Raw genomic sequence first — 12499 nt, 5'->3', positions numbered from 1 at the left:
GGTCGCTGAACCCCGCCCCGTCCCGCGCGAGCCGCCGTCCGTGCCCCGGGCGGCCGCTCCGCCCCAGCACCGTCTTGGAGTAGCCCGGACTGCACCCCGGCGCCGACGGACGCACCGTGGAAGAGCGGCCGGCCGAACCCCCGAGCGGTCCGGCCGCCTTAGCCTCGATCCACCGGCGGGGTGTGGACGTGATCTTCTGATGTGTTGTTGAGCCTGTTTCGGGTGGGGTGTTTGTGCCGGGGCAGGTTGGAGCCGCTGGTCTGCCCAGCTTTTCCACAGTTTCGGTTCCGGTCGGGCCCTGGCGGGCGGGGGTTCGAGGGGTTCGTCAGACGGGTTCGGGTGGGCCGTGGACGGTGTCGAACAGGTGCGTCCTGGCCTGCTGCCAGCGCCAGTTGCGCGGAAGGTGCAGGGTGATGCGCCGTGCGGAGCGGGCGATCCGGGCCGGGACGTGGACCAGGTGGGAGCGGAGGGTCGTCGTGGTGGCCCTGGCGTGGAAGGCCGAGGCCAGCGCGCCGGTGGCCCGCAGCAGGTTGTAGGCCATCGCCCACAGGGTGAGCCAGGCCGCGTTGGCATGAAAGTGCCCCGAGGACAGGTGGGCCAGCGCAGAGGCTTTGCTGTCCGCGATGACCTGCTCGACGACGGCGTGATGGCGGTGTTCCCGTTCCGCCTGGAGCGTTGCGGCGGGATTGTCGGTGAAGAACGGGTGGTAGCGCCAGACCGGGAACAGCTCGCCCTGCTCTCCGACGGTGGCGCCTTTGGCCAGGTCGCGGACCCTGCGCACGATGAGGCGGGCGGTGACGTGCTCGCTCTTCTTGCGGCTTGCGAACGCGGTATAGGCGGGGACCTCGGCGACCTCCGCATCAAAGATGAGGTCGCCGGTGTCGGGATCGGGCACGGCGGTGGGGTAGGTGATGTGCTGCCATGCCTCCTCCGGGATGGCGAGGACGGCGCGTTTGATGGAGGGGTTCATGCCGCAGGTGATGGAGAAGTGGGCGCCGGCCCGGCGGCAGGCGGCGATCACACCGGCGTTGTAGAACTGGGAGTCGGCGCGCAGGATTCGGGTGCCGGTGCAGCCGGCCTCGCGGGCGGTGGTCAGGGCCTCGCTGACGAGCTTCGGGGCGCCGCGGGAGTCGGCTGCCTTGCCGCGGCGCATCCGCACGGTGGCGATCAGCGGGCGCGAGTGGGGTGTGCAGATGGTGGCGAGCAAGGGGTGCAGGGTGCGGATGCCCTTGAACCTGCCGTACTCGGCGCCCTGCTTGGCGCGGCCGTAGACGCGTTTGTGGGTGGAGTCGACATCGATGAACGCCATCTCCCGCGTGCCGGGCAGCAGCGGGGTGTGCTCGGCCGACTCGGCCAGGAACCTGCGGTGCACAGCGTGAAGTTGGAGGGCATGGCCATGGGTGAACGCGCGTAGGAACGTACCCAGCGTGGACGGGGCACGGATCCCGCCGAACAGGGTCGGCATCGCGCCGTGTCGCAGGACGTCCAGGTCGTCGATGCTGTCCGCACCCGCGACCATCCCGGCCACGATGCTGGTGACCTTGGCGTCCGCAGCGGCACCCGCGCTGTTCTTCGCCCTGCCCAGCTTCACCTTGTCCGCGACCAGACGGGCGAGCCCGCACCGCTCGGCCAGCCGCATCACCGGGACCAGCCCCGCACACGCGACCAGATTCGCCTCATCGAACGCGGCGGACACCGCCGAAGCAGCATGGGAAGATTGCATCTCGCGGGTGCTCTCTCACTCTGTGGACCTGGAACCGTAGGAAGTCCCATCGTCCCAGCTCAGAGGGCACTCGCGTCCTCATATCCAAGCCTCGGACCCACTATCGCTCGGTGGATCAAGGCTAAGCGCCGGTGATCATCTGCTGCTGCGCCTCAAGATCCCGGCGTCGGCCAGGTGGGGTCGTCGAATCCGCTGGCCCAGTAGCGCCCGTGGGCGGCCAGGTCGCGCAGGGTGTGGGCGGCCTCTTCGGCGGGCATGGGGCGCGGGTCCTGTTCGAGCCACCAGTGCAGGACGGCGAACTGCTCGCCGACCCAGGCGCGGGCCAGGAGTTCGGGGTCGATGCGGGGTTGGACACCGCCCCGTCGGGCGCGTTCGCGGAAGACGGCTGCGACGCGGTGCGCGGATTCGGCGGTGAACATGCGCAGCGGCTTGCCGTCGCCCTCGCCGCGCAGGATGGCCCGGTAGAGGTCGCGTTCCTGTTCAGCGTGGGCGAAGAGTTCGAGCAGGGGCTTGCCGGTGAAGCCGGTGTCGGACTCGTCGGCCAGCGGACGGGTTCGGTCGCTCAGCTCCTGGAGCAGTTCGCCGGTGACGCGGGTGAACAGGTCGTCCTTGTCGCGGCAGTGGCTGTAGAAGGTGGCGCGGGCGATGTCCGCGCGTTCGGTGATGTCCTCCACGGTGAGTGACGCGTAGCCGCGCTCCAGCACCAGTGAGACCAGTGCGTCGCGCAGTGAGCGCCGTGTGCGGCGGGTCCGCCTGTCCTCGGCCATCGCGACCTTCCCCGGTTGCCTGTCCCTTGATCGCGTCCAGTGTAGAGGACCTTGACATCTCGCATGTTACTGAACAGTCTGTCTGGAAACAGGCAGACTGTTTAATAACTCTCCGAGAGGGTTCCGATGAAGATGAATCTGGGTGCCTACCTGACCCGCAGCGCCCGCTACTGGCCGGACCAGCCGGCGGTAATCTGCGGTGAACGGTCGTGGACCTTCGCCGAGCTGGAGGCAGACGCCAATCGGCTGGCCTCCGCCCTGCTGGCCCGCGGGCTCGGACCCGGGGACGCGGTGGCGAGCCTGGCCTGGAACCGGGGGGAGCTGATCGTCGCCGAGTTCGCCCTCTACAAGGCCGGGCTGATGCGCGCGCCGATCAACGCCCGGCTGGGCCGCTCCGAGGTTGCGCACATCCTGGGCTACGCGCCGGTCAAGGCGCTGCTCTTCGGCGCCGCACACCGTGAGGACGCCCTGGGCGCGCTCGCCGCCGCCGGCACCGGTGCGCTCGCCGTTCCGTTCGACGGGCCTGCGGTGGACGGGGAGGCCATGGCCGACGGCGAGGTCAGGTACGCGGAACTGCTGGCGGAGGGCAGCGCCGAGCCCGTGTCCGTGGAGGTCGCCGGGGACGACCCGGCGGTGCTGAACTTCACCTCCGGTTCCACGGGCGCGCTCAAGGCGGCCGTGCAGACCTTCGGCAACCGGCTCGCGAACCTGCGCAAGCAGCTGATGAGCGACGCCCGCCCCCGGGCAGGCGGCCGTTACCTGGCCTGCGGTCCGATCACCCATGCGGCCGGGATGCCGCTGCTGGCCTGCGTGTTCGCGGGCACCACGATCCATGTGCTGCCCACGTGGAACGCCGACGCGTTCCTGGCCGCCGTGGAGCGGGAGCGGATCGACGCGACCTTCCTCGTCCCGGCGATGCTCACCATGCTGCTGGCTCACCCGAAGCTGGCCGAGTACGACGTGTCGAGCCTGACCGATCTTCGGGTCGGCGGCGCGCCGGTCTCCCCGCAGCGGCTGCGCGAAGCGGTGGCCGCGTTCGGTCCGGTGGTCGGCCAGGGCTACGGCCTGGCGGAGACCACGTCGGTGGTCGCCGGGCTGAGCGCCGCCGAGATCGCCCGCGCCGTGGCGCAGGACCCGGAGCTGCTGCAGTCCTGCGGCCGCGCCGGCTACGACACCGAGATCCGGGTGTTGGACGAGCACGGCCCGGACGCCGGCCCGCGCGAGGTGGGCGAGATCATCGTCCGGGGCCCGGACTGCGTGAGCGAGTACTGGCGCGAGCCGGAGCTCTCCGCACAGACCTTCCGCGACGGGTGGATGCACACCGGCGACCTCGCCTGGATGCGCGAGGACGGCTACCTGTTCATCGTCGACCGCAAGAAGGACATGATCATCTCGGGCGGCTTCAACATCTACAGCTCCGAGGTCGAGGCGGCCCTCTACGAGCACCCGGCGGTGGGCGAGGTCTGCGTGGTCGGTGTGCCGGACGAGCGGTGGGGCGAAGCCGTCAAGGCCGTCGTCGTCGTCCGGGACGGCGCCCAGGTGACCGCGGCGGAGCTGATCGACTTCTGCGCGGCCCGCCTGGACCGGTACAAGAAGCCGCGCTCCGTCGACTTCACGACCGAACTTCCGCACAACCGCAACGGCAAGCTGGACCGCCGTGCCGTCCGAGACACGTACTGGACCGGCGCCGCGCGCCGGGTCAACTGAGAGGCCACCCGATGCTCTTCTCCCTGCGCCCCGAATACACCCACGACCCGTTCCTGCAGGAGCTGGTCGAGCGGCTGCGCGACTACCTGGACGGCGAACTCGCCGCCTACGAGCGCGAGCACGCCCTCACCCCCGAGACACCGCTCACCCGCGCCCTGCTGGAGCCGGTCTGGCGGCGCAGCCACGAGCTCGGCTTCTACGGCATCCACCTGCCGCCGGAACTGGGCGGCCGTGGCCTGACGTACACCCAGCTCGCCGCGCTGAAGGAGGAGGTCACCGCGAGCGGACGCGTCCTCGGGCACAGCGTGCTCGGCGAGATGGGCGGCCCGCTGCGGGTCGGAGACATCCTGGCCGCGGCCACCCCGCACCAACTGGAGCGCTACTTCCTGCCGGTGGTGCGCGGTGACCGCGCCTGCTGCTTCTCGCTCACCGAGACGGACGCGGGCTCGGACGTCCGCGCGATGCGCACCACCGCCGTACGGGACGGCGACGGCTACCTCCTGAACGGCCACAAGGTCTTCTCCAGCGCGGGACCGGTCGCGGACTTCGCCATCGTCATCGCCCGCATGGACGGGACCGAGAAGACCTTCTCCGCCTTCCTCGTGGACCTGGACAGTCCCGGCTGCCAGGTGCTGGACGGCGCGACGCCGATGTCCGGCGAGCACATCGAGAGCGACATCGTCCTGAAGGACTGCCGCGTCCCGGTCGTCAACCTGCTCGGCCAGGAGGGGGACGGGCTGCTGCTGGGACTCGGCCGGGTCAACGTCAACCGGCTGCTGCACTGCCCCAGCGTGCTCGGCATGGCCCGCCGCGCACTGGAACTGACGCTCGACCGGGTGCGCCACCGCACCGTCGGGGGTGCCCCGCTCGCCGATCTGCAGTCCATCCAGCACAAGCTCGCCGACATGGCCACCTTCTACTACGCGGCCCGGGCGATGACCTACGCCGCGCTGGCCGCGCTCGACACCGGCACGGTGCCCCGGCTCGAGGCGTTCATGTGCAAGCTGAACGTCGCCGAGACCGCCTTCCGCATCCTCGACGAGGCCGTGCAGATCCACGGCAAGGAGGGCCTGACCCAGGGCAACGAGGTGGAGTACCTCTTCCGCAAGGTGCGGATGTTCCGCGTCCTGACCGGCACCTCGGAGATCCAGAGGAACGGGATCGCCAAGCTGCTGCTCCGCGAGTCGGACCCGGGAGCAGCAGCCCGCTGAGCGTCAGCCCGCTGAGCGTCAGCCCGCTGAGCAGCGGCCCACTGGGTATCGGGCCGCCTTGGCGTCAGCCCTTTTCCGCCGTCCGGCGGGAGAGGGCTGACGAGGCGGCGAGACCGAGCAGGGCGACCACGGCACCGACGGCCCAGGCGGTTTGGTAGCCGTGGTGGCCGCTGCCCTGCGCGGCCAGGATCGCGCCGAGGACCGCCGAGCCCACGGCGGAGCCGAGGCTGACCAGGAGCTCGAACAGTCCCTCGCCGGCCGCCGTCTCCTCGGCCCTCAGGTGATCGATCACGAGGATGCGCCCTGCCCCGGAGATCAGCCCCATCCCGGAACCGGCGAGTCCCAGCAGTACCGCGAAGTCGCCCGCGCCGGAGTGCCGCAGCAGCACACCGGTGGTGCCCGCGACGAGCAGCGCCGCGCCCAGCACCGTGGCTCGGCGGTATCCGATGGCGCGGCCGATCCGGGTGGTGAGCGTGCTGAACAGGGCCATCCCGCAGAAGGCCGGCAGCAGGACCAGGCCCACTGCGGTGGGTGGCAGTCCCAGCCCGTCCGGGAGCGTGACGTACGTGGCGTAGGAGACCTGTCCGCCGATGACGACGAAGTGCACGCACCAGCCGACCGCGAAGACCGGCAGCAGCCGGGGGCGGAACAGGCGGCGCACGTCGATGAGGGGCGCGGGCGTGCGCAGTGCCGTCACCGTCCACGCCGCGAGCAGCAGCGCCGCGGCGCAGAGGCATCCGACGGTGGGAGGTGAGCTCCAGCCCCAGGCTGCGCCCTCGTGCAGCGCCAACAGCGCCGACACCAGGCCGGCGGACAGCAGTGCGGCACCGAGCCAGTCGACGCGAGCGGAACCCGGCGGCGCCGGCAGGCGGTCGTCCGGGGCCCACGACGCCGTCCGCAGCAGGCCGAGCCCGGCGAGCGTCCCGACGGCCGGCAACCACAGCACCGGTGCCGGGCCCGCCAGGCGCAGCAGCAGTGAGCCGCAGACGCTGCCGAGCAGGACGCCGACCATCATCGCCCCCGACAGGTAGGCGATGGCGCGCCGGGTGTCCTCGGTGGTGCGCCGGCTGCGCACCAGACCGAACATCAGCGGGAGGTAGCCGGCGAGGCAGCCCTGGAGCACCCGCCCGGCCAGCAGGAGCGGGTATCCCGGTGCGATCGCGATCAGTACGGCGCCCACGCCGACCACCGCCACGGTCGCGCGCAGGACACGCAGGTGGCCGTGGCGGTCGCCGAGTACGGCGAGTACCGGGGTGGCCACCGCAGCGGCGAGGGCGTGACCGGTCACCGTCCAGGCCAGGGCGGTGACGTTCACGTGGTACTGCTCGGCCACGCTGTGGAAGAGCGGGGTGAAGTAGCTCTGCTGGAAGCCGCTGAACAGCTCGATGACGAGCAGTGCGGCCAGCGCCCGGCGCAGTCCGATGCGCTCCGTGCCGACGGGGACGGCGGTCGACGCCGTGGTCATCAGGCGGTGGCCTGCACGACGGACGGGGCCTCGTCCTGATCACTGCCGGTCTGATCGGGGTCGGACTGATCGCCGCCGGTGAGATGCCCGTCCAGCCGGCGCAACGCCAGCTCCGCCAGCAGGGCCGCGCCGTCGGGCAGCACGGAGTCGTCGAAGACGGCCTGTGGCGCGTGGTTGTAGGGGGCGGTCGAGAAGTCGCGGTCGGGCGGGCAGGCGCCCAGCATCAGGTAGGCGCCGGGGATCTCCTCCAGCACGAACGCCATGTCCTCCGCACCCGGCGTCGGATGCGGAGCGGCGAGGTAGCGCCGTGCGCCGAACAGGTCGGCGACGGCGCCCGCGGCGAGTTCGCTCTCGGCCGGGTCGTTGATCAGGGCCGGATAGCCGTCCCGGTACTTGACGTCGGCCGTGAGCCCATGTGCGGCGGCGATACCGGCGAGCAGCGTGCGGGTGCCGTCCTCCATCCTCGCCCGCGTCTCGGGCGAGAAGGTCCGCACGGTGGCCGAGAACGAGGCGTGGTTGGGGATCACGTTGCGCTTGGTGCCGCCGTGGATGGAACCCACCGTCAGCACCACCGGGTCGTGGACGTCGAAGCGGCGGGTGACGAAGGTCTGCAAGGCGGTGACCATCTCGCACAGCACCGGGATCGGGTCGGCCGCCTTGTGCGGCGCGGAGCCGTGCCCGCCCGTGCCGCGTACCGTCACGTCCAGGCCGTCGGATGCCGCCGCCACCGTGCCGGCGCGGCTGGCGAACAGGCCGAGCGGCAGCCGGTTGGCTGCGACGTGCAAGGCGTACGCGGCCACCGGCCGTTCGCCGGAGGCGTCCAGGAGGCCCTCCTCCAGCATCAGCCGTGCGCCGCCGCCGTCGGTGCCCTCCTCGTCGGGCTGGAACATGAACGCCACCGATCCGGCCAAGTCCTGTCGCCGGTCGGCCAGCAGCCGGGCCGCACCCACCAGCATCGTGGTGTGCAGGTCGTGGCCGCAGGCGTGCATCGCGCCCGCGATTCGCGAGGCGTACGGCAGGCCGGTGTCCTCCGTCACCGGCAGCGCGTCCATGTCCGCGCGCAGCAGCACGGTCGGCCCGGGCCGACCGCCGCGCAGCACAGCGGTCACCGAGGACTGCTGCCGACCGGTGGTGATCTCCAGCGGAAGGCCCTTGAGGGCGGCCAGTACCCGCTCCTGGGTGCGGGGCAGGTGGCGGCCGAGCTCCGGCTCGGCATGGATCTCCCGGCGCAGGGCGATCAGGTCATCGGCCATCGCGCGGGCGGCGTCGCGTACGGACATGGTGGCGGTCCTTCGGCTGTGTGGGGGTCGGGACTGCACCTAGGATGAGGACGCTGTCGCATCGGAGCCCCGATGCGCAGGAAACCGTCACCGATGTGGCCAGATGAGCTGAACTCAGTCTGCGGGGAAAAGAATGCGGGATCTCGTCGACGAGCTTGACCTGGAGCTGGCACACGCCTTGCAGCTCAATCCCCGGGCGTCCTGGACGGTGCTTGCCCGCGCGCTGGACATCGATCCGGCGACGGTGGCCCGCCGATGGGAGCGGCTGGAGAGCGCGGGCCTGGCGTGGACCTTCTGCGTCCCCGGCCCGGTCACCAGGACGGGCATGCTCCGTTTGATGTACGTCGAACTGGAATGCCGACCCGGGAGCCTGGACGCCGCCGTCGATCACCTCATCGCCCAGCCGCACGTCATCTACCTGCACCACATGACCGGCGCCCGCACCCTGCTCGCCGCCGTGGCCGTGGCCGATCTTCCGGCCGCCTCCGCCTACGTGCGCCGGGAGCTGGAGGCCGTGCCGGGTGTGCGGGCGCACCACGCGGAGCTCCTGGTCACCACCTACGGGGAGGCCAGCCGGTGGCGACTCGGCACGCTCGAACCGGCCCAGCAGCAGACGCTGCGCACCGACGGTACCGCGCCGGACGAGCCCGTACGCCCACTGGACGGCACCGACGAGCAGCTGATCCGCGAGCTGACGGTCGACGCGCGGCTGCCCTACACCGAGCTGGCCTCGCGTACCGGGGTCAGCGAACCGACGGCCCGACGCCGACTGGGCCGTCTGATGGCCGACGGCCGGGTCCGGATGCGCTGCGAGGTCGCGCAGTCGCTCTCCGGCTGGCCGGTGACGGTGGCCCTGTGGTGCCGCGTCCCGCCGCCGAGCCTGGACAGCGTGGCCCGGTCGGTGGCACGCCTGCCGGAGATCCGGCTCAGCATCGGCCTGACCGGGCCGGACAACCTGCTGCTGATCGCCTGGCTGCGCGACACCGCCAACCTGCCCGAGCTCGAAGCCGCGCTCGCCACGCGGTTCCCCGAGCTTGTGCCCGTCCGGCGTGCCGTGTGCCTGCGCACGTTCAAGCACATGGGACGGCTGCTGGACGAGCGCGGCCTGGCGGTCGGCTCGGCACCGGTCGACATCTGGCAGGCGTCAACCGCGGACCAGCGTGAGTGAAGGGGGCCCGGCGGGCTCGTCCTCCCGCTGGAGGCGTTCACCCTCGATGTCGAGGTTCGGCAGCAGGCGCTCCAGCCGGCGAGGCAGCCACCAGGCCCCACGGCGGGCGAGCGCCAGAACGGCGGGCACGAACGTCATCCGGACGACGAACGCGTCGAGCAGCACGCCGACCGCGAGCGCCAGGGCGATCTGCTTGAGCATCAGGCCGTCCGAAGTGTCCGTTCTGGAAGACGCTCACCACCACGCCGAGGGTCGCGGCGATGGAGAGCAGGAACCCGGCAGCGGCCTTGACCGGCACCACGAAGGAACGGAAGACCAACAGGAGCAGCAGCAGCGACAGGCCCACCACCACGGCGGCGAACGGGACGAGGGCCGCGTTGAGCTTGGCGGCCACGTCGATGCTGACGGCGGTGCTGCCGGTGACCTGGATCTCGGCACCGGTGTGCTGGGTGATCTCGGCCCGGTCCGAGCGGATCGTGTTCACCAGGTCCTTGGTGGCCTGGTCACTGGGCCCGCTCGCGGGGACGACCTGGATGAGCGCGCTGTGCGCTGCCGGGTTGAGCGCGGGCTTGCCCACGGCGGCGACATCAGGGAGCGCGCGCAGTGCGGTGGCGATCTGCTGGGCGGCCTGCTGCTGGTCGGCGCTCCCGCCGGTGTCGGCGAGCACCAGCAGCGGGCCGTTGAAGCCGGGGCCGAACTCCTCGCTGATCTCGTCGTAGGCGAGGCGCTGCGACGAGGAGACCGGCGCGGTGCCGTTGTCGGGCAGGGCCAGGCGCATGCCGTGGGCGGGCCACGCCAGCGCGCCGAGCAGGGCGACGACCGCGAGCACGGTGAGCACCGGGCGGCGGGTTACCAGCCGGAACCACCGCTCCGCGCCGTTCGCGGCCCGGCCCTGTCGGCCTCCCTCCGCCACCGTCCGCTCGCGGCGCACGGCACGCGACCCGGGCTTGGGCGCCATCCGCTTGCCGGCGAGGCCGAGGACGGCGGGCAGCAGGGTGATCGCCACCAGGACGGCGATCAGCACCGCCCCCGCCGCGCACAGTCCCATCGCGGTGAGATAGGGAATGCCGACCACGGTCAGGCCCGCCATGGCGATGACCACCGTGGCCCCGGCGAAGACCACGGCGCTGCCCGCGGTGCCCACGGCGAGCGCCGCCGACTTCTCCGCATCCATGCCGCGGGCAAGCTGGGAGCGATGCCGCGTGACGATGAACAGGGAGTAGTCGATGCCGACCGCCAGACCGATCATCAGGGCCAGGCTCTGCGCGGTGGACGAGATCGACACCGCCCCGGCGAGCGACAGCACGCCGCACACCGCCGTGGCGACTCCGACCAGTGCACTGACCATCAGCACGCCCGCGGTGAGCAGCGAGCCGAAGGTGAGCGCGAGGATCACCAGCGCCACACCGACCCCGAGGAGGTCGGCGCCGCCGGACTTCGAGGGGGCGTTGCCGAACGCCTGCCCACCGACCTGGACCCGCATGCCGTCGTGGTCCGCCACGGCCACGGCGGACTTCAGGACGTCCACGGTCCCCGCGTCGAGGCCGCTCTGCGGCACCTCGTACTGGACCTGGGCGATGGCCGTGCCGCCGTCAGCGGAGACGGTCTGCGTGGTGAAGGGGCTGACGACCTTGGCGACCTGGGGAGCGGAGGCGGCGGCCTTGAGCGCGGCGTCGATCTGCGCGCTCTCGGCGGGCTCGGTGACCCGGTGGCCGGCGCGGGCGGTGAAGACGATCTGTGCGCTGGTGCCGGAGGAGGCCGGGAAGTCCGTCCTCATCCGGTCCAGGGCCTGCTGCGACTCGGAGCCCGGGACGGTGAAGGTGTTGTCGAGCTTGCCGCTGCCGCCGAAGGCCACCATGCAGGCCACGACGACCGCGACCACCGCCAACCACAGGGCCAGGACGCGTCGTCGGTGGCGGAAGGAGAAACGGCCGAGACGGTACAGGACTGTGGGCATGGCGACTCCGGGGGGATTCGTCGGTGAAAAGTGGCAGTACTGCCACGTTAGCAAAGTGGCAGGGCTGCCAAAATTTGCCCCGGGATGAGACAATCTCCCCGTGGAGACCGAGAGCCCAGCAGTCGGCAAACAGGGGAAGCCGACCGGACGCCGCGAGCAGAATCGCCGCCGCACGCACGACGCCCTCGTCCAGGCGGCGGCGCGGCTGTTCCAGGACCACGGCTACGAGGCAACGTCGGTGCGCGATATCGCCGCCGAGGCCGGCGTGGGCGAGCGGACCTTCTTCCGCTACTTCCCCAGCAAGGAGAGCCTCGCCCTGCAGCAGGCCCGCGACCTGGTCCCGCTGCTCAGCGACCGCATCCGTGAGCGTCCACCCGGAGAGGGTGCACTGCTCGCGCTGCGGAACGCCGTTCTCGATCTGGAATCCCATGACGAGAGTGCCGCCGTCCTGGTGGCCGGCCCGCGACGCCTCGGCCCCAGCCAGGTCGGCCGCGGCGAGAACTTCCTCCTCCATGACATGGAAGAGGCCGTCGCCGACGCCTTCCTCGACCGCCTCGCCACAGCCGGCGCCGACCGCGCCGACCCCGCCACCCGGTTGCGCGCCACTGTCCTCGCCAAAGCCGGCGTCGGCGTGCTGCGCGCCATCCGCACCACCTACGCGAGCCTTCCCGACCACGCGCGCACCGGACTGGACCTCTCCGCACTCGCCCGCCAGGCCTTCGCAGTCCTCACCGACACTGGCGCGGTTCGCCCAGTCGGCCACGCAGAGCGGCGAGCCGGTTGAGTGACCTTCCCCTTGTAGCGTAGAGGCCGTGACTGAAGGGGAAGTTGGGAGTCATGGCGGAGAAGAGGCGGAAGTTCGACGCGGAGTTCCGTGAGGGGGCTGTGCGGATCGTCGCCGAGACCGGGAGGCCGGCGGCGGAGGTTGCGCGGGAGCTGCAATGCCGGTGAGTCATTGGCGGGAGCTGGGGATCAACGAGACCACCCTGGCGACCTGGGTCTCCCGGGCGCGGAAGGCCGGCGGTGACGGCACGCTCGGCGAGTCCGAGCGCGAGGAGTTGGCCCGATTGCGGCGGCAGGCCGCCGAACAGGCCAAGCGGGTCCGGGAGTTGGAGATGGAGCGTGATGTCCTCAAACGCTGCATGGTCCTGTGGGTGAAGTAGCTGTGGCGGACCCGGCGGCGCTCGTCGGGGTGATCAGCGACCAGAGGACCGGGCACGG

11 protein-coding genes and 1 pseudogene are annotated in these 12499 nt (G+C 71.5%); 6 read left to right on the top strand and 6 right to left on the bottom strand.

The features are described from left to right. Window positions 1-325: 325 nt before the first annotated feature. Both KS423_RS24015 and KS423_RS24010 read right to left on the bottom strand, forming a co-directional pair. Complete coding sequence (locus KS423_RS24015) at window positions 326-1723, bottom strand: IS1380 family transposase (protein ID WP_224281738.1); 1398 nt, start codon at window positions 1721-1723, stop codon at window positions 326-328. Between the two features lie 152 nt (window positions 1724-1875). Then, a complete protein-coding gene (locus KS423_RS24010; RefSeq protein ID WP_224281736.1) occupies window positions 1876-2490 on the bottom strand; it encodes a TetR/AcrR family transcriptional regulator in 615 nt (204 codons plus the stop codon). 126 nt (window positions 2491-2616) lie between these two features. Here KS423_RS24010 and KS423_RS24005 point away from each other — a divergent pair, with 126 nt between their 5' ends. Continuing rightward, window positions 2617-4197, top strand: a complete 1581-nt coding sequence (locus KS423_RS24005; protein WP_224281734.1) for an AMP-binding protein — start codon at window positions 2617-2619, stop codon at window positions 4195-4197. Between the two features lie 11 nt (window positions 4198-4208). Beyond that, entirely contained in the window at window positions 4209-5408 is a 1200-nt protein-coding gene (locus tag KS423_RS24000; RefSeq protein ID WP_224281733.1) for an acyl-CoA dehydrogenase family protein, read from the top strand. A 64-nt stretch (window positions 5409-5472) separates the two neighbouring features. Here KS423_RS24000 and KS423_RS23995 read toward each other — a convergent pair whose 3' ends face one another. Together KS423_RS23995 and KS423_RS23990 are read right to left on the bottom strand one after the other, a co-directional pair. Further along, entirely contained in the window at window positions 5473-6873 is a 1401-nt protein-coding gene (locus KS423_RS23995) for an MFS transporter (RefSeq protein WP_224281731.1), read from the bottom strand. After that, a complete protein-coding gene (locus KS423_RS23990) occupies window positions 6873-8153 on the bottom strand; it encodes a M20 family metallopeptidase (protein WP_224281729.1) in 1281 nt (426 codons plus the stop codon). The genes KS423_RS23995 and KS423_RS23990 overlap by 1 nt, the downstream gene beginning before the upstream one ends. A 133-nt stretch (window positions 8154-8286) precedes the next feature. Here KS423_RS23990 and KS423_RS23985 point away from each other — a divergent pair, with 133 nt between their 5' ends. Continuing rightward, window positions 8287-9321, top strand: a complete 1035-nt coding sequence (locus KS423_RS23985) for an Lrp/AsnC family transcriptional regulator (RefSeq protein WP_224281727.1) — start codon at window positions 8287-8289, stop codon at window positions 9319-9321. Here KS423_RS23985 and KS423_RS23980 read toward each other — a convergent pair. Beyond that, complete coding sequence (locus KS423_RS23980) at window positions 9298-9522, bottom strand: MMPL family transporter (RefSeq protein ID WP_224281725.1); 225 nt, start codon at window positions 9520-9522, stop codon at window positions 9298-9300. The genes KS423_RS23985 and KS423_RS23980 overlap by 24 nt on opposite strands. A gap of 73 nt (window positions 9523-9595) precedes the next feature. Continuing rightward, window positions 9596-11098, bottom strand: a pseudogene (locus KS423_RS23975) (MMPL family transporter); the annotation flags it as partial. A 280-nt stretch (window positions 11099-11378) separates the two neighbouring features. Between KS423_RS23975 and KS423_RS23970 the strand changes: the two are divergent. The 3 genes from KS423_RS23970 to KS423_RS23960 are packed head-to-tail and all read left to right on the top strand — an operon-like array spanning window position 11379 to window position 12441. Beyond that, window positions 11379-12062, top strand: coding sequence for a TetR/AcrR family transcriptional regulator (locus KS423_RS23970; RefSeq protein ID WP_224281724.1), 684 nt, complete (start codon window positions 11379-11381; stop codon window positions 12060-12062). 53 nt (window positions 12063-12115) lie between these two features. Continuing rightward, the gene (locus KS423_RS23965) at window positions 12116-12229 is read left to right on the top strand and encodes a transposase (protein WP_224281723.1); all 114 of its coding nucleotides are present in this window, start codon (window positions 12116-12118) and stop codon (window positions 12227-12229) included. Continuing rightward, on the top strand, window positions 12220-12441 hold the full coding sequence (locus KS423_RS23960) for a hypothetical protein (RefSeq protein ID WP_224281722.1): 222 nt from the start codon (window positions 12220-12222) through the stop codon (window positions 12439-12441). The genes KS423_RS23965 and KS423_RS23960 overlap by 10 nt, the downstream gene beginning before the upstream one ends. Window positions 12442-12499 lie beyond the last annotated feature (58 nt).

Origin of the sequence: Streptomyces sp. LS1784, from assembly GCF_020103755.1 — a bacterium.
GTDB lineage: Bacteria > Actinomycetota > Actinomycetes > Streptomycetales > Streptomycetaceae > Kitasatospora.
The sequence above is the reverse complement of the archived record's forward strand: the minus strand, read 5'-3'. Positions and strand labels throughout refer to the sequence as shown.

Bases quoted from the DNA above. Each gene is read 5' to 3' on its own strand.
- KS423_RS24015 (WP_224281738.1), bottom strand. From the start codon at position 1,723: ATGCAATCTTCCCATGCTGCTTCGGCGGTGTCCGCCGCGTTCGATGAG.
- KS423_RS24010 (WP_224281736.1), bottom strand. From the start codon at position 2,490: ATGGCCGAGGACAGGCGGACCCGCCGCACACGGCGCTCACTGCGCGAC.
- KS423_RS24005 (WP_224281734.1), top strand. From the start codon at position 2,617: ATGAAGATGAATCTGGGTGCCTACCTGACCCGCAGCGCCCGCTACTGG.
- KS423_RS24000 (WP_224281733.1), top strand. From the start codon at position 4,209: ATGCTCTTCTCCCTGCGCCCCGAATACACCCACGACCCGTTCCTGCAG.
- KS423_RS23995 (WP_224281731.1), bottom strand. From the start codon at position 6,873: ATGACCACGGCGTCGACCGCCGTCCCCGTCGGCACGGAGCGCATCGGA.
- KS423_RS23990 (WP_224281729.1), bottom strand. From the start codon at position 8,153: ATGTCCGTACGCGACGCCGCCCGCGCGATGGCCGATGACCTGATCGCC.
- KS423_RS23985 (WP_224281727.1), top strand. From the start codon at position 8,287: ATGCGGGATCTCGTCGACGAGCTTGACCTGGAGCTGGCACACGCCTTG.
- KS423_RS23980 (WP_224281725.1), bottom strand. From the start codon at position 9,522: ATGCTCAAGCAGATCGCCCTGGCGCTCGCGGTCGGCGTGCTGCTCGAC.
- KS423_RS23965 (WP_224281723.1), top strand. From the start codon at position 12,116: ATGGCGGAGAAGAGGCGGAAGTTCGACGCGGAGTTCCGTGAGGGGGCT.
- KS423_RS23960 (WP_224281722.1), top strand. From the start codon at position 12,220: ATGCCGGTGAGTCATTGGCGGGAGCTGGGGATCAACGAGACCACCCTG.